16 protein-coding genes and 1 pseudogene are annotated in these 16238 nt (G+C 43.4%); 11 read left to right on the plus strand and 6 right to left on the minus strand.

Annotated elements, in window-relative coordinates; all coding sequences use genetic code 11:
- Window positions 1–4 precede the first annotated feature (4 nt).
- From ACFI6L_RS02305 to ACFI6L_RS02315, 3 genes are all read left to right on the plus strand, one after another.
- Window positions 5–199, plus strand: a complete 195-nt coding sequence (locus tag ACFI6L_RS02305) for a Trm112 family protein (protein ID WP_014949430.1) — start codon at window positions 5–7, stop codon at window positions 197–199.
- Between the two features lie 42 nt (window positions 200–241).
- Window positions 242–991: a 3-deoxy-manno-octulosonate cytidylyltransferase gene (kdsB, locus tag ACFI6L_RS02310; RefSeq protein ID WP_458731651.1), complete on the plus strand. Its 750-nt coding sequence runs from the start codon at window positions 242–244 to the stop codon at window positions 989–991.
- A gap of 131 nt (window positions 992–1122) precedes the next feature.
- A complete protein-coding gene (locus ACFI6L_RS02315; RefSeq protein WP_462573355.1) occupies window positions 1123–1782 on the plus strand; it encodes an SDR family oxidoreductase in 660 nt (219 codons plus the stop codon).
- Window positions 1783–1956: 174 nt separating this feature from the next.
- Here ACFI6L_RS02315 and ACFI6L_RS02320 read toward each other — a convergent pair whose 3' ends face one another.
- On the minus strand, window positions 1957–2769 hold the full coding sequence (locus ACFI6L_RS02320; RefSeq protein ID WP_462573356.1) for a substrate-binding periplasmic protein: 813 nt from the start codon (window positions 2767–2769) through the stop codon (window positions 1957–1959).
- A gap of 161 nt (window positions 2770–2930) precedes the next feature.
- Entirely contained in the window at window positions 2931–4391 is a 1461-nt protein-coding gene (rimO, locus tag ACFI6L_RS02325) for a 30S ribosomal protein S12 methylthiotransferase RimO (protein WP_171337079.1), read from the minus strand.
- Window positions 4392–4697: 306 nt separating this feature from the next.
- Between rimO and ACFI6L_RS02330 the strand changes: the two genes are divergently transcribed.
- The gene (locus ACFI6L_RS02330) at window positions 4698–5168 is read left to right on the plus strand and encodes a DUF2919 family protein (protein ID WP_014976532.1); all 471 of its coding nucleotides are present in this window, start codon (window positions 4698–4700) and stop codon (window positions 5166–5168) included.
- 90 nt (window positions 5169–5258) lie between these two features.
- On the opposite strand, the gene ACFI6L_RS02335 is transcribed toward ACFI6L_RS02330, so the two are convergent.
- Window positions 5259–5672: a hypothetical protein gene (locus ACFI6L_RS02335; RefSeq protein WP_014949436.1), complete on the minus strand. Its 414-nt coding sequence runs from the start codon at window positions 5670–5672 to the stop codon at window positions 5259–5261.
- A 111-nt stretch (window positions 5673–5783) separates the two neighbouring features.
- On the minus strand, window positions 5784–6560 hold the full coding sequence (gene tcdA / locus ACFI6L_RS02340) for a tRNA cyclic N6-threonylcarbamoyladenosine(37) synthase TcdA (RefSeq protein ID WP_462573357.1): 777 nt from the start codon (window positions 6558–6560) through the stop codon (window positions 5784–5786).
- Between the two features lie 220 nt (window positions 6561–6780).
- Here tcdA and ACFI6L_RS02345 point away from each other — a divergent pair, with 220 nt between their 5' ends.
- The 4 genes and pseudogenes from ACFI6L_RS02345 to ACFI6L_RS02360 all read left to right on the plus strand — a co-directional run bounded on the left by ACFI6L_RS02345 (window position 6781) and on the right by ACFI6L_RS02360 (window position 10967).
- Window positions 6781–7746 carry a glutathione S-transferase family protein gene (locus tag ACFI6L_RS02345; protein WP_462573358.1) on the plus strand — a complete coding sequence of 322 codons (966 nt, stop codon included), beginning with the start codon at window positions 6781–6783 and terminating at the stop codon, window positions 7744–7746.
- Window positions 7747–7830: 84 nt separating this feature from the next.
- Window positions 7831–8693: pseudogene (locus ACFI6L_RS02350) on the plus strand (pirin family protein).
- 115 nt (window positions 8694–8808) lie between these two features.
- On the plus strand, window positions 8809–9312 hold the full coding sequence (locus ACFI6L_RS02355; protein ID WP_014976535.1) for a GNAT family N-acetyltransferase: 504 nt from the start codon (window positions 8809–8811) through the stop codon (window positions 9310–9312).
- Between the two features lie 194 nt (window positions 9313–9506).
- On the plus strand, window positions 9507–10967 hold the full coding sequence (locus ACFI6L_RS02360; RefSeq protein ID WP_110289625.1) for a phosphohexomutase domain-containing protein: 1461 nt from the start codon (window positions 9507–9509) through the stop codon (window positions 10965–10967).
- 263 nt (window positions 10968–11230) lie between these two features.
- On the opposite strand, the gene ACFI6L_RS02365 is transcribed toward ACFI6L_RS02360, so the two are convergent.
- Entirely contained in the window at window positions 11231–11653 is a 423-nt protein-coding gene (locus tag ACFI6L_RS02365) for a DUF3429 domain-containing protein (RefSeq protein ID WP_014949443.1), read from the minus strand.
- A 99-nt stretch (window positions 11654–11752) separates the two neighbouring features.
- Window positions 11753–13030, minus strand: a complete 1278-nt coding sequence (locus tag ACFI6L_RS02370) for a citrate synthase (RefSeq protein ID WP_014949444.1) — start codon at window positions 13028–13030, stop codon at window positions 11753–11755.
- Window positions 13031–13734: 704 nt separating this feature from the next.
- Between ACFI6L_RS02370 and sdhC the strand changes: the two genes are divergently transcribed.
- The 3 genes from sdhC to sdhA are packed head-to-tail and all read left to right on the plus strand — an operon-like array spanning window position 13735 to window position 16224.
- Window positions 13735–14109, plus strand: a complete 375-nt coding sequence (gene sdhC / locus ACFI6L_RS02375) for a succinate dehydrogenase, cytochrome b556 subunit (protein WP_423088258.1) — start codon at window positions 13735–13737, stop codon at window positions 14107–14109.
- Window positions 14103–14450, plus strand: coding sequence for a succinate dehydrogenase, hydrophobic membrane anchor protein (gene sdhD / locus ACFI6L_RS02380; protein WP_014949446.1), 348 nt, complete (start codon window positions 14103–14105; stop codon window positions 14448–14450). The genes sdhC and sdhD overlap by 7 nt, the downstream gene beginning before the upstream one ends.
- 1 nt (window position 14451) lies before the next feature.
- Window positions 14452–16224: a succinate dehydrogenase flavoprotein subunit gene (gene sdhA / locus ACFI6L_RS02385; RefSeq protein WP_014949447.1), complete on the plus strand. Its 1773-nt coding sequence runs from the start codon at window positions 14452–14454 to the stop codon at window positions 16222–16224.
- Window positions 16225–16238: the final 14 nt, after the last annotated feature.

Raw genomic sequence — 16238 nt, forward strand, 5'->3', positions numbered from 1 at the left:
AACAATGGCCTTTGATAAAAAGCTTTTAGAAGTTTTGGCTTGCCCAGTGTGTAAGGGAAAATTAGTTCTGAGTGATGATAGCACCCAGTTAGTGTGTCGATTTGATAGATTGGCTTTCGATATTAAAGATGGCATCCCTGTACTTATCGAAAGTAAAGCAACAGCATTGTCGTTAGACGATGTAGACGCAACACGGTAATAAAACGTTAAACTAAGTGGTAGATAAGGGCGAAATAAAGTTATGTCATTTACAGTTGTGATCCCTGCTCGATACGGCTCAAGTCGGTTTCCTGGCAAACCCTTAGCGCTTATTGACGGAAAGCCGATGATTCAACATGTGGTTGAACGTGCTAAAGAAGCTGGAGCAGATAACGTCATTGTTGCCACCGACGATGAACGTATTCAAAACGTCGTGCTAGGTTTTGCTCAAGTATGCATGACGTCTGTCAACCACCAATCTGGAACAGAGCGCATTGCCGAGGTTATCGAAAAAGAAGGCATTGCGAGTTCTACGATTGTGGTTAACGTACAGGGGGATGAGCCATTTATTCCCGCCGAAAACATCAGGCAGGTTGCAGATAATCTAGCCAATGCGCCTCAGTGTCAGATGGCTACGTTATCTACGCCTATTGAACGTGTTGAGGATGTGTTTAACCCCAATATCGTTAAGGTATTGGTAAACGAAAAGGGTGAGTCTATCTATTTTTCACGTTCTCCTATTCCTTTTGAACGCGATCACATGATGGCAAACCCGCAATCTGCAAATACGTCGCTGTACAAACGCCATATAGGTATTTATGCCTATCGTGCTGAATACATTAAGCAATATGTTGCCTATGCGCCTAGCTCTCTGGAGCAAATTGAATCCTTAGAACAGCTTCGAGCCATATGGTATGGCGATAAGATTCACTGTGAGGTGGCGATAGCGCCACCGCCAGTTGGAATTGATACCCCAGAAGATCTAGAACGTCTTTTAAAGACTATAAGTTAATAAGAAATGAGTGCTGAAATAGGGCTGACGCTTTGTAGTAAATTAGCAACAAGCCTTATCTAAACAGCCAGTTCTTGTAAAAGGTGAGTGAAACCTTTTAAACGCATACACATAGTAACAAGGGAACCGTTATGAACGTAGTTATTACCGGTGGCAACAGAGGCATAGGCCTTGCGCTTACCAAGCAATATAAAGCACGTGGTGCGAAAGTTTATGCTACCTGTCGAAACAGTTGCGACGAGCTAAACAGTGCAGGTGTGACAATCATCAAAGGTGTGGACGTATCCCAACCAGAAATGTTGGCTGAAAAGCTTGCACCTTTAATGGATGTTAACATCGATTTGCTCATTAATAATGCCGGAGTGCTCGGACGCGAGAGTATTGACGATTGGGATCCAAATACCATCGATTATCAATTTAGGGTTAATGCATTAGGTCCATTGTTAGTTACTCAAACACTATTACCGGCAATGGCAAATGACGGTAAAATTGCCATGATTACCAGTCGCATGGGTTCAATGGCAGACAATGGGTCAGGCGGCTACTATGGCTACCGAATGTCCAAAGCCGCACTAAACGCGGCGGGAGTGTCCATGGCGAATGATCTGAAACCCAAGGGGATTGCAGTAGGTATTTTCCATCCTGGATTCGTTCAAACAGAAATGGTGAATGGAGCGGGAGATATTGATGCTGATACCTGTGCTGAGCGTTTGTCACAACGCATAGATGAGCTAAATGTATCTAACGCAGGTCGCTTCATCCGTTCAAATGGTGACGAGTTGCCTTGGTAGGTTTAATGTGGCTTGCCACAAACTCAATCAATAATGCATCACACCAAGAGAGCGCTTACGAAAAGCGCTCTTTTACTTTTAACTACACCTGTCTTTAACTGTACGTGTCTTTAACTGTACGTGTCTTTAACTACACGTGTTCTTAACTACATGATTCCAACGCGCCTTAGCTTTTTAGCGCGTTAAATCATACGTATCAATGATTTGCTTAATAGACCCGTCTTTTAAACGAGCGCTAAGGGCTTGGTTAAACTCTGGAAATAGTGATGCGCACTTAGATTTGGCGGAGATAGCAAAATGTACATTGTTTGAAGATATAGGTGACTGGCTTATTAGCATGCCGTCATTTTCTGGGTCGCTCAAGTGGCTTAGTGCTGCGCTTTGTGGTGAAACTGCGTAATCAGCGCGATGTCGACGCATCATTTCATACATTTTGTCGTGGTCTTTAACTTCGATAATATTCAAGTTTGATTTAATGCTATCGAATTTTTCACCTAAGCTTATTCCTCGAGGCATCACACCAATATATTGCGCGAGTGCGTTAAGCGAAAGGTCGGTACCTCGCGTTTGAGAAAGTGAAGGAGAGAGCACAACGTAAACCTCTTCTGCTGCAAACGGTGCGGTGATAAGCCATTTTCGACTACGAGCTTCGTTCCAATAGTTTCCCGCCAAAATATCAAGCTCGCCCGCGTCGAGTTTGGATTCTATTCGTTTCCAGGGGAGCCCGGTTTCTATCTTTAGTGCGACACCTAAATCCCGTGCTAGCAGGGTTAGAACGTCAAATGCTATCCCCGTGGCTTTCAACCTTCCTTCAAACTCGTTAAATGCGTAGGGAAACCACTGTTGTGCTCCCGCGGTGTGTAAAGTCTTACACTCTGTACTGGCAAGTGCACGAGGGTTGAATACGAAAGTTAAAATGAGCACTATGCCAAATGACAAGATGTGGCGGGAAAAGTGTTTAAGTTTGGAGTAGGGTAACATTGCCATATTTTATTCACGTACCACAGAAGATGGCATTGATAGTTTTACTTGTTTAATTATGTATAGGGTCTGTTATACATAAAACCCTATCGACTGGCAATTAGCCGATAGGGTTACAAACATAACGAATAGGTGACTTTCGAGTATAGACTGCAGTTAATCGAAAGTTACAGCGCGGGATCAGCTACTTCGCCTTCGTCTTCTTCGTCTTGGTCTTCAGACAATACTGCCCATACGTCGTGTTCGTTAGCGTGAATAACTTCAGCCCAAACACGATCGCCAGGTTTTACGTCATAAACGCCGTTTAAATGAACCAGACCATCAACTTCCGGTGCGTCTGCATAGGTACGGCCGACGGCACCTTCCGCATCAACGCTGTCGATAACAACTTGATATTCGTTACCGATTCTCGCTTGAAGTCGCGCTGCGCTTATTTCGCCCTGTACTTCCATAAACCGTGCAAGGCGAGCTTGTTTCACTTCTTCTGGCACTGGGTCGGGGAGGTCGTTTGCTCTTGCACCTTCAACAGGGGAATAGGCGAATGCACCAACACGATCAAGCTGCGCTTCGCGAAGGAAGTCCAATAACTCTTCAAACTCTTCTTCCGTTTCGCCCGGAAAGCCGACGATGAATGTCGAACGAATGACTAATGATGGGCACTGTTCGCGCCACTTTTTAACGCGCTCTAATACGCGCTCAGCACTACCTGGGCGTTTCATTAACTTAAGAATACGTTTGTTGGCGTGTTGAAACGGAATATCCAAGTAGGGAAGGATCTTACCTTCGTTCATTAGTGGAATTAGGTCATCCACATGCGGGTAAGGATACACGTAATGTAATCGGACCCAAATGCCCATTTCGCCCAGCTTTTCACACAACTGTTGCATGTGTGCTTTAACCGGCATGCCGTTCCAAAAGCCTGTTCTGTGCTTAACATCAACACCATAGGCGCTAGTGTCTTGTGAAATAACTAATAGCTCTTTAACACCAGCGTCTTTCAAACGCTTAGCTTCATCGAGTACGTTACCCACTGGGCGGCTGACAAGGTCGCCACGCATAGAAGGAATGATACAGAACGTGCAACGGTGGTTACAGCCTTCTGAAATCTTTAAATAAGCATAATGACGAGGCGTTAATTTTACACCATGGTCAGGGATCAGATCTTCAAACGGATTGTGCTGGGGTTTTGGAAGATGATCGTGTACTTGCTCAACTACCGTTTCGTAGGCATGAGGCCCCGTGATAGCCAGTACATTTGGATGAAGCTCTCTAATTTCGTCTTCTTTAACACCTAAACACCCGGTAACGATAACTTTGCCGTTTTCTTTAAGTGCTTCGCCTATGGTGTCTAATGACTCTTCTACCGCCGCGTCAATGAATCCACAGGTGTTAACGATAACCAAGTCGGCATCGTTGTAGGTAGGGACTACGTCATAACCTTCGGTGCGAAGTTGAGTAAGAATACGCTCTGAATCAACTAAGTTCTTAGGGCAACCTAAGCTAACAAAACCAATTCTGCTGCCATTGCTTTGTTGCGAAGGTTTGTTGTCACTTAATACCTTCACTGGCGTTTCTAGCGTGGTGGTTTTATTTACTACTTTGTTTGGATTAAACGTTTCTACTGTCATCTAAAATATCACCTGGAAAATGACTGAGCTTAAAATGGCCGCGGATTATACAGGAAAACATGCTTGTACGCAGTATATATAATTAGCGACCAAGATATAAATTATTGACGTATCCTCACAGTACAGCCGTAAGTTAGGCACTAAATGTGAAAACAAGTTTAAACGGCCACGGGTTTCATTGTAAAAGCGGCACGAACAAGGTTTAAAAATACCTTACTCACCCCCACATTTAACACTTCTTGAAAGTAAACATTATCAGAGTTGAATGCGCTTTAGGGTTCAAATTAATAAAATAGAAGTGAATGCATGCTTAAATTACCGCTAACTTTTTATGATGAGTCAGGGCGAATTCTTCCTCCCCGTTGGCTTTACAGCGTGTTTATACTTCTATGCATTGACTGGCTCGCGTTCGTCTTTTCTCTGGCTTCCCGCACTCAAACTAGTGAGCTACTTACGTTCTTTTACCCACAAAAAGAAACGTTAGGGTTGGGGTTAGCGGCAAGTTTACCTGTGTTAATTGCGTTATCTTTGGTTAGCCAACGAGATCGCTTATGGAAAAAAGGCTTTTTAGCATGGCGCCGATGGGTTATTCCGCTGGCTCAATTGGGAGTGTTGGCATTGTTGAGTGTGCAGCTTTACTACGCTATGCATCATCACTGGGGGTTTGAAACTATTACGGGTGTAAAAATCGTTTTTTACAGTATAGCCTTGTACGCAATTTCAAAAAGTCGTCATTTAAAGTGGATGGTAGAGGATTGGGAAACACCTAACCCCTGAACCTCATTCTCCAAAAACATCTTTATCGGAAATATATTAAATGCACTCAATTGAACAGAGGTTAAACTGAGTGCAAAATCTGTGAGAACGTTAGTGGCTGCGTAAGTGGTTCCCCAACGCCTGTTCATAGTAGGCAAATACGCTGATTTGACTGTCGTTAACCAGACGTTCATAGCAAATACCCGCTAAGGCATAGGTATTTTCACCAACCTGAAGAAAAACGGCAGGTGCTTTAGGATTTGACTGATCGTAAATCCATTCACCATCTAGCTGCGCTTTTAAAATTTCTCCAACGTAAGCGCCAAAGATATTACAGATGGTGAACACTGCTTCATCTTCTAACGCTAAATCGTGATATTTATCTACGAAACTAAGTAAAATGTCGTCCACCAGTGCTACGCTAGCAGGTGAGTGGTCGAGTACAATATCGAACTCATCAGCTGCTGTTACCACAGCGTCCTTCGCGCAATCTGCCATTAATTTATTGAGTTCATCAGGTGACATGTTGTTCTCCTTCTCACCGATACTTTTGTTATAACACGCTAACGCTTAAAAAGTCGTTAAGACAAGGTGTTATAAATTTTTGACTATTGTGCGCAAGTTATCGGCCAAAGTCTATTTTTGTCCAGTTAATCTATTTATTACACTTGCAGCGGCAAACATACCAAAGGTGGCGGTTACCGTGACCACAGCACCAAAGCCGCCTGCACAGTCTAGTCGAGTACCACCTTCCATTGCAGATTTGTTGTAACAAACCGAGCCGTCAGGTTGTGGGTAGCGCAATTGCTCTGTTGAATAGATACATTCAACGCCAAAGCGGCGTTTTGGGTTTTTACTAAAATTATAGTTACGTCTAAGCTCATTGCGTAGCTTAGCTGCTAGGGGGTCTTGTGTTGTTTTAGCTAAATCGCCTTTAGTGACTTGAGTTGGGTCTATTTGACCGCCTGCACCGCCAACCGTAACAATGGGGATTTTGTTGCGTTTACAGTGAGCTATCATCGCCGCTTTAGCGCGAATACTGTCAGTGGCATCGACTACAGCGTGCATTTCTTTGGTTAAAAGCGTGGCCGTATTGTCTGGAGTGACAAAATCCTCAATACAATTCACTTTGCAAGCAGGATTTATCAAGTGAATTCTCGATGCAATGGCGTCGACCTTTGCTTCTCCTATGGTATTGGAAAGCGCGTGAATTTGACGATTTGTATTAGTTACGCAAACATCGTCTAAATCAATAAGGGTTATAGTACCAATGCCCGAACGAGCTAGTGCTTCTGCAGTCCAACTTCCCACACCGCCAATGCCGACTACAGCCACATGACTGTTGGCTAAATTATTAGTTTGCTGTGCGCCATACAAACGCACAATACCGCCTAAACGTGGATCATCAGACATGTTTCACTTCACTTAAAAATAAACTAACTCAAAGGCGTGTGTTTTCACAAAAACGTGCAAACACGCTAGCAGGGCGCGCATCATCTCAAAAGTGAACACTAAAGATCAATACACTCCAGTTTTTTCGAATAATAAATCCGATTTTAAGCGACATACGTTCTACCCAATACATGTTTAAATGAATTCATTGTTTAATGAAGTAATAAAAAGGGGCAGGCATATGGGCTTACTCGTTGATGGAAAATGGCAAGACAAGTGGTACGACACCAGCAAAAATGGTGGGAAATTTGAGCGCCAAGCATCTAAATTTCGTGACAAAGTTAGTAATGAAGATAACGCCACGTTTCCCGCTGAATCTGGTCGCTATCATCTTTATGTCTCGTTAGCTTGTCCTTGGGCCCACAGAGCGCTCATATTTAGAAAGTTAAAGGGATTGGAAGCGCATATTGATGTTTCGGTGGTACACCCTGAGATGCTTGATCAAGGCTGGGAGTTTAAAGATTACCCAGGTTCAACGGGGGATAAGCTTTATAACTTTGATTATGCCCATCAAATTTATACTAAGGCAGAACCTGAGATAACCACCCGTGTCACTGTTCCAATCCTTTGGGATAAACGAACAGAAACTATCGTTAATAATGAATCAGCTGAAATTATTCGTATTTTTAACAGTGGGTTTAATTCACTGACTAATAATGAAGACGATTATTATCCTAACGCCCAACGTGAAGAAATTGATGCCATCAACAATATGGTGTATCACGACATAAATAATGGCGTGTATAAAGCTGGATTTGCTACAACGCAAGAGGCCTATGAAGAGGCAGTAACTGCATTGTTCTGCGCGCTAGGTAGGGTTGAAGAAAGGTTGAGTAAACAACGTTATTTGGTTGGCAGCAAAATAACAGAAGCCGACTGGCGCTTATTTACCACGCTGATACGCTTCGACGCTGTGTATCACGGGCACTTTAAATGCAATAAAAAGCAAATCGCAGACTATCCAAACATCTACGGCTATATGAAAGAACTTTATCAAGTTCCGGGCGTTGCTGAAACGGTAAACTTCGACCATATCAAAAGGCACTATTACTACAGCCACACTATGATAAATCCAACCCAGGTAATCCCCGTCGGGCCAGAGCAAGATCTTATGTCGCCTCACGGTCGCGATAAAATGGGACGTTGAAGCACCCAAGGTCGGTAATACAAAAAGCTAAACGTGAAGTAAGTAAAAGATAGTGAAGGCTAAGATTTAAGGTAGATACACATTATGTCAGTGGAAGTGAGTGAACAAAAATCGATAGAGAAAGTGGTTACAGGTATGCCAACAAGTGATGGCGCGGGGGTGTCGCTTACTCGTATTATCGGACAACCTGATCTACCTCGCCTCGATCCCTTTTTAATGTTGGATTTTTTTGGTTCAGATAATCCAGGTGAATACATTGCTGGTTTTCCACCACATCCTCACCGTGGTTTTCAGACAGTTACTTACATGCTTGCAGGAAAAATGCGCCATAAAGACTCTGTAGGCAATGAGGGGGTTATTGATGCTGGTGGCATTCAATGGATGAATGCGGGTCGAGGCATAATACATGAAGAAATGCCAGAGCAGGAGGAGGGCTTGTTACAAGGCTTTCAGCTGTGGGTGAATCTTCCGGCCGTAGAGAAAATGTCAGCGCCGAACTATCAAGACATACAGCCAGATAGTGTGCCTACAGTACACATTCAAGATGCAGTAATCAAAGTGTTAGCAGGTGAAATTGACGGTGTGAAAGGGCCTGTGAAGACAACGGCGGTTGCTCCTACTTTTTTAGACGTTGCACTACGAAGCGGGAGTTCGGAATTGCACTGGGTTCGGATGAAGCTGCCTTTATTTATGTGTACGAGGGAAGCGTGGTCATTAATAGCGGCGAACTTAGCAAAGAAACAATTGTGTCGCAGGGAGAGCTGGGTGTTTTGTCACAAAGTGGCAAGCAGCTATCTGTATCCGCTGATACAGGTTGTAAGTTTATAGTGGTCTCAGGTAAACCTATTAAAGAGCCTGTTGTCCAATATGGGCCTTTTGTAATGAACACTCAGCAGGAAATTGTTCAGGCATTTAACGATTACCAAAGCGGTTCATTAGCAAAGTAGATACAAGGTTTGCCTGATTTGATTCGACGATGGGTAATTATCTATGCGGACTGGTAGTAGACTGGGCTTTTAGTCAATACCTCTTCATTAGGTTCAGCAAGGAGCTGCACTGCCAATGCATTTTGAAAGCGTCGCCGAAAAACATGTGCTATCACTTTTAGAATTTGAGCGTAGTAACAAAGCCTATTTTGAATTGTCTATAGCACCAAGAGAGGCAGCGTTTTATTCATTGGATGGCGTTGGCTACCACATTAGCGAATTGCTTTACTTACAACAGCAGAAAAGAGCTTGGGGTTTTGTGCTTGTTGATGAGCAACGAAATAACCAGATTGTAGCGCGTGCTAACATCAAAAATAGAGCAGGCGACAAGGCGGAAATCGGCTATCGAGTTGCAGAGAAGGATTGTGGAAAAGGCATTGCTTCTCGCTGCGTCTCATTTTTAATTGAGGAGGCCAAAAGCATGGGCATAAAATTGCTCACTGCTGAAGTCATGGATAATAACGCCGCTTCTGAAAAAGTTCTTATCAAGAATGGTTTTAGTCCAAAGCTGTGCTTTCGCCGAAAGTATCGTCATCAAGGCGCTTTCCATAACAGTATCTACTTCGAACTCGCGCTTTAAACTCATCGGTTGAAAACAGCGTTAGCAAAACGTTGTGCTGTTCAAATTGAATTAGTAATTCACTCCCTCTAGTGATTTAATATCAGTATGTCTAATCTCTTTTACGACGATAACAAAGGGGCGTATGCGCTTTTTTGTTGTAAAAAGCGATAATGTAATCATAAATAGTTAAAACACAGGGAATTTCGATCCAAATGGCAACCCCAATTACCTGCTTTAAAGCGTACGATATTCGTGGCGAATTGAACTCACAACTGACTGAAGATGTAGCGTATCGAATTGGCTATGCTTTTGCGCAAGAATTAAATGCGAAAACTGTTGTTGTTGGTAGTGATGTGCGTCTTACGTCAACACCATTAAAATTAGCGTTAAGCGCGGGTCTAATCGATGCTGGTGCAACAGTGACCGATATTGGCATGGCAGGAACAGAAGAAATTTATTTCGCTACCAAACACCTTGGCGTTGACGGTGGCATTGAAGTAACAGCAAGTCATAACCCCATTAATTACAACGGTATGAAACTGGTGAAGTCAGGCTCTGTTCCAATTAGTGGCGACACAGGCCTAAACGCGATAAAAGAGAAAGCGGAAGCACTAGAAGATAGCTTCGTGTCAGAGCGATTAGCACACTACACTGAGGGTGCGTTGATTGATGCTGATGCGTTTTTTAACGGTACGGCCCATGTAAAAGAAGACAAGCTTTCTGAGACCGATAAATATGCGGTTAAATCGTGTATGTCTGACTATGTATCTCACATGCTGTCTTATGTGAATTTAAGTAATTTTACGCCGTTAAAAGTGGTGGTTAATGCAGGTAATGGTGCCGCAGGCCCCGCGCTAGACGCTATTGAAAAAGAAATGAAAGTGCAGGGTGTTCCGATAGAGTTTGTTAAAGTACATCACAATGCTGATGGTACATTTCCAAACGGCATCCCCAATCCATTGTTACCTGAAAACCGTGCTGATACGGCTGACGCTGTTAAAGCGTCGGGAGCTGATTTTGGCATTGCATGGGATGGTGATTTCGACCGTTGCTTCTTGTTTGACGCTGATGGTGAATTTATTGAAGGATATTATATCGTTGGCTTGCTTGCTGAAGCCTTTATCGAGAAAAACACCGACAGTAAAATCATTTATGACCCTCGCGTATACTGGAATACAGAAGATATCGTAGCGAATGCAGGTGGTACACCCATTAAGTCGAAAACCGGCCATGCGTTCATTAAGGAGCGTATGCGCAAAGAAGATGCGGTCTATGGCGGTGAAATGAGTGCGCACCATTACTTTAGAGATTTTGCCTACTGTGATTCAGGCATGATCCCTTGGTTGTTAATTGCCGAATTGGTGTGTGTGAAAAAGCAAACACTAGCGAGTATGGTAAAAGCGCGAATTGAAGCGTTTCCATCTTCTGGTGAAATTAACAGTAAACTAAAAGATGCTGACGCAGCGCTGGAACGCGTTACAAGTAAATATCAGCCACTAGCCAGCGTAATCGATACTACTGATGGTTTGGGTCTGGAGTTTGGCACATGGCGCTTTAATTTACGTAAATCGAATACTGAGCCAGTTATTCGTTTAAACGTTGAAAGTAAAGGCGACATAGCGTTGATGGAACAAAAAACCGAAGAGCTACTTTCGCTCATTCGCGCTGAATAACCACGGTACTTTTCGTTAATAACGCTAGGTCAACAGGCCCTAGATAAGTAAAAAACGAAGGCGATAATATAGTGATATTATCGCCTTTTTTGTTTTCGAGATTTGAACTTGTTAAAGTTCTATTTATCAATCGCTTAAGCTGGTTATGCGTAACTTTACGGTTTGAGTTAGACACTCGCTTAATCACCGCAGGCTTTTGCCTCTATTACTTTTTTGCAATTAACTAATGTCATGCCTTTAACGCTAAGCTGTTAGTAGTAACGTTATACGAGCAAGTAAATCATCCAGGCGTGACAGATAACAACGACACTTGTTAATCCCATCCGCAAGCTTATGTAACTTACAATCTGCTCTTTAGGAAGACTAAGGATAAACTTGTCGTAAATAAGTACGGCGACGTAGCTTAGCGATAAAACGCCAAACACCTTCACGTCGTGAGAGAACACTAAACACAACCACCCAATTATGGTCGGCAACATAGCGACTAACATTTGCTTGTCGTAACGTTGATTACTTATTGCGTCCCACCAATGGATACCACCAAAGAAAGACAATAGCACGGCTGAGTATTGGACAAAGTAAACGGCGCTTTGTGTAAGCGATAACAGGTTAAGCTGATAAGCCAGTGGCATAGCCACAAAAGGAATGAGACCGGCAATACCTAGAAAAACCGCTGAATAGGGCATTGTTGTTCCTTGAAGTAATCTTGTATAAACAAAAATAGCGCCTTAAAGGCGCTATTTTTACTATTAAGCGTAATACTTAGCTCAGTATTTACTAATTTACTACTTAATTGGCGTGTACTTACGCTGGTTATGACCAGTGTAAAGCTGACGAGGACGACCAATTTTTTGTTTAGGGTCGCTCATCATTTCATGCCAGTGTGAAATCCAACCTACTGTACGAGACAGGGCAAAAATACACGTAAACATGTTAGTTGGAATACCAATCGCTTTAAGTACGATACCAGAATAGAAGTCTACGTTCGGGAACAGTTTCTTCTCTGCAAAGTACGGGTCACTCAATGCAATCTTTTCAAGCTCCATTGCTACTTCTAGTAGTGGATCTTTAACATTAAGTTCGCTTAGTACTTCGTGACAGCTTTCACGCATTACCGTTGCACGTGGATCGTGGTTCTTATAAACACGGTGACCGAAGCCCATAAGACGGAATGGGTCATTCTTGTCTTTAGCGCGTGCAATAAACTCAGGAATACGATCAACTGTGCCAATTTCTTCTAGCATGTTCAGACATGCTTCGTTTGCACCACCATGAGCAGGACCCCAAAGTGAAGCAACACCAGCAGAAATACATGCATATGGGTTCGCACCAGAAGAACCGGCAAGACGAACGGTAGACGTTGAAGCATTCTGTTCGTGGTCTGCGTGAAGCGTAAAGATACGGTCCATCGCACGCTCAACAGCTGGGCTGATTTGATATTCTTCTGCTGGTACAGAGAACATCATGTTCAGGAAGTTAGCTGCATAGCTTAAGTCGTTTCGTGGATAAACAAACGGCTGACCTACATTGTACTTGTAGCACATAGCAACAAGAGTAGGCATTTTAGCAATTAGACGGTGTGCGCTGCGAATGCGCTGTTCTTCATTAGAAACGTCTAAATCGCTGTGGTAGAACGAAGACATCGCGCCAACGGTACCACATAGCATTGCCATAGGGTGGGCGTCGTTGCGGAAACCGTGGAAGAACATGTTAATTTGTTCATGTACCATGGTGTGACGAGTAATTGTCTCTTTAAATTCTTCGTACTGTTCTTTTGTTGGTGCATCACCGTGAAGAAGCATGTGACAAACTTCTAAGTAGTCTGCGTCACGCGCTAGTTCTTCGATAGGGAAACCGCGGTGTAATAATACACCTTGAGCGCCATCAATGTAGGTAATTGAAGACTCGCAAGATCCTGTCGCCATAAAACCTGGGTCGTACGTGAAATAACCGTGCTGGCCTAACGTACGGACATCGATTACATCTTGTCCTTCGGTGCCAGACAAGATAGGAAGCTCGATTTCCTTACCGCCGGCTTTAAGAATGGCTTTCTGATCTGCCATAAAATGCTCTCCTCAGAATGGTTCTGTTTGCAGCGAAAACGGACGAAAATATCCGCTTCGTTGGGAAAAGTGGGCGTATTTGTACTTTATTATGCACCAACAAGTCAATTTAATTGCATATTTGCACAATAAATATTCCGAATTGCTTAAAAAAATACTAGCAATCAGATAACGATTAATTAACTCGTTGGGATTTCACTTTGCCCGATACGGTGCAATTATCAATGGCTTTTCGATAAAGGTAAACCACCGAACGATAAATATATTAACAGGTTAGTTTAAAAAGTAACCTTTTGATGAGGAATAAATACGCATACAGATTAAAAGTGCTTAATTTCTCGTTGTTATGCATAGTTATTCCATTTAGCTGCTGGTAAACTTCTTAACACTGTAATTGCGCTCGTTTAAACGTGTTGCGCTCAATTTTGATCTCTTTTTATTCAAAATAATTATCATAAAAGTGTATATAGCGACTAAAGTCTTACTACGGCACAAAAAATTGTAATTATATACTACGCTGGATATACTCAGCGGTGCTTTGGAAATGGAATAATTATTCTGTTACAGGCATTAAAGAATAATTCACAAATTGTTAACAACTCAATGGATGAGGCAATTAACAGGTTAAAAATCGAATTCACTTACTCAGGACATAATAAAGGTAAGAAATTCATTATCCCCTACGGATTAAACAGGCATACATTGTGAAAAAGCAAAGACCAGTAAATTTAGAACTCAATACTATTAAATTTCCGCCCTCTGCTATTTCGTCAATTCTCCACCGTGTAACCGGTGTTGCAATGTTCTTCGCGCTACTTTTTGTTATCTGGGCATGGGCAGTTTCTGTTCATTCGGCTGAAGGTTTCGCGGACGTACAAGCAATCATGGACGGTTTCTTTGGAAAATTTGTCGCAATTGGCACAGCTTCAGCGCTGACATATCACATTCTAGGCGGCCTAAGACACGTTGTTATGGATTTAGGTCACTGGGAAGAATTAGAGTCGGGTAACACAAGTGCAAAAGCTGTAATCGCACTTTGGGTTGTACTGACCGTAGTATTGGGAGTTGCATTATGGTAACCAACCAAGCAAGCATTAAGCGTGACGGCGTACAAGACTACGTTTCACTTCGCGCTACAGCAGCAATTATTTTCGCGTACTCGGTTTTCATGGCGTGGTTCTTTATTACCACCGATAACCTAACGTTTATCGAATGGCGAGGGTTGTTCTCTGGCCTGGCTATGAAAGTTTTCACATTGGCAGCACTAGTAGCAGTGATGATCCACGTGCGCATCGGCCTTTGGCAGGTGCTTACAGACTATGTTAAATCAGCAGGTCTGCGCGCAGGACTACAATATATCTTAAATATCATCGCATTCGGCTATGTAGCTGTTGGCCTATTCGTATTGTGGGGAGTGTAAAATGAGTTTACCCGTTCACGAGTTTGATGCAGTAGTAATTGGTGCTGGCGGTGCAGGTATGCGCGCAGCACTACAGATTTCGCAGTCTGGTAAATCATGTGCACTGTTATCAAAAGTATTTCCAACCCGTTCTCATACTGTGTCTGCTCAAGGTGGTATTACTGTAGCACTTGGTAATTCACACGAAGACAATTGGGAATGGCACATGTATGACACCGTTAAGGGTTCTGATTATATCGGTGACCAAGACGCTATCGAATACATGTGTAAAACTGGTCCGGAAGCAATTATCGAAATGGAAAATATGGGTCTACCATTTTCTCGTTTCGAAAACGGTAAAATCTACCAGCGTCCTTTTGGCGGTCAGTCTAAGAACTTTGGTGGCGAGCAGGGCGCTCGTACAGCAGCTGCAGCTGACCGTACTGGTCACGCGCTTCTACACCTTCTTTACCAGCAAAACGTAAAGAACAAAACAAAAGTTTTCTCTGAGTGGTATGCACTTGACCTAGTTAAGAACCAAGACGGAGACGTTGTTGGTTGTACCGCGATTGATATCGAATCTGGTGAAGTAGTTTACTTCAAGTCTCGCGCAGTTGTACTTGCAACAGGTGGTGCGGGTCGTATCTACGCATCTACTACAAATGCACACATCAATACCGGTGACGGTGTTGGTATGGCACTTCGTGCAGGCGTTGCAGTTCAAGATATGGAAATGTGGCAGTTCCACCCAACGGGTATCGCTGGCGCAGGAACATTGGTAACAGAAGGTTGTCGTGGTGAAGGTGGTTACCTTCTAAACAAAGACGGCGAACGTTTCATGGAACGTTATGCGCCTAACGCGAAAGACCTTGCTGGTCGTGACGTTGTTGCGCGTTCAATGATGACTGAAATTCGTGAAGGTCGTGGTTGTGAAGGCCCATGGGGTACTCACATTAAGCTTAAGCTTGACCACCTTGGTAAAGACGTTCTTGAGTCTCGTCTACCTGGTATCCTTGAACTTTCACGTACGTTTGCACACGTTGACCCAGTGAAAGAGCCAATTCCAGTAATTCCTACTTGTCACTATATGATGGGTGGTATTCCTACAAATGTTGATGGCCAATGTCTAACGGTTGATGAAAACGGTAACGACAAGGTTGTTAACGGTCTATTTGCTTGTGGTGAGATAGCCTGTGTATCTGTACACGGTGCGAACCGTCTTGGCGGTAACTCACTTCTTGACCTTGTTGTATTCGGTCGCGCGACCGGTTTACACCTTGGTAAGACATTGTCTGAAATGGCACCAACACGCGACGCATCAGAGTCTGATCTTGAAGCCTCTATGACGCGTTTCAACCGTTGGGAAAATTCAGAGAAAGGTAAGGGCGAAGACCCAGTACAAATTAAGAAAGACTTGCAGAAATGCATGCAGCTTAACTTCTCAGTATTCCGTGAAGGTGAAGCAATGGCGGAAGGTCTTAAAGAGCTTAGCGAAATTCGCGAGCGTCTTAAGCATGCACGCCTTGACGACAAGAGCGCAGACTTCAATACCCAGCGTATTGAATGTTTAGAGCTTGATAACCTAATGGAAACCGCGTACAGCACAGCAGTAGCAGCGAACTTCAGAACGGAAAGCCGTGGTGCTCACAGCCGCTTCGACTTCCCGGACCGTGATGACGATAACTGGTTATGCCACAGCATCTACGATCCGAACACTGATAAAATGCTTAAACGTGAAGTGAATATGGCGCCTAAGCTTAGGGAAGCATTCCCGCCTAAAGTGCGTTCATATTAAGAGAGGCAACGATC

It is taken from the genome of Alteromonas sp. G4i35, assembly GCF_054960375.1.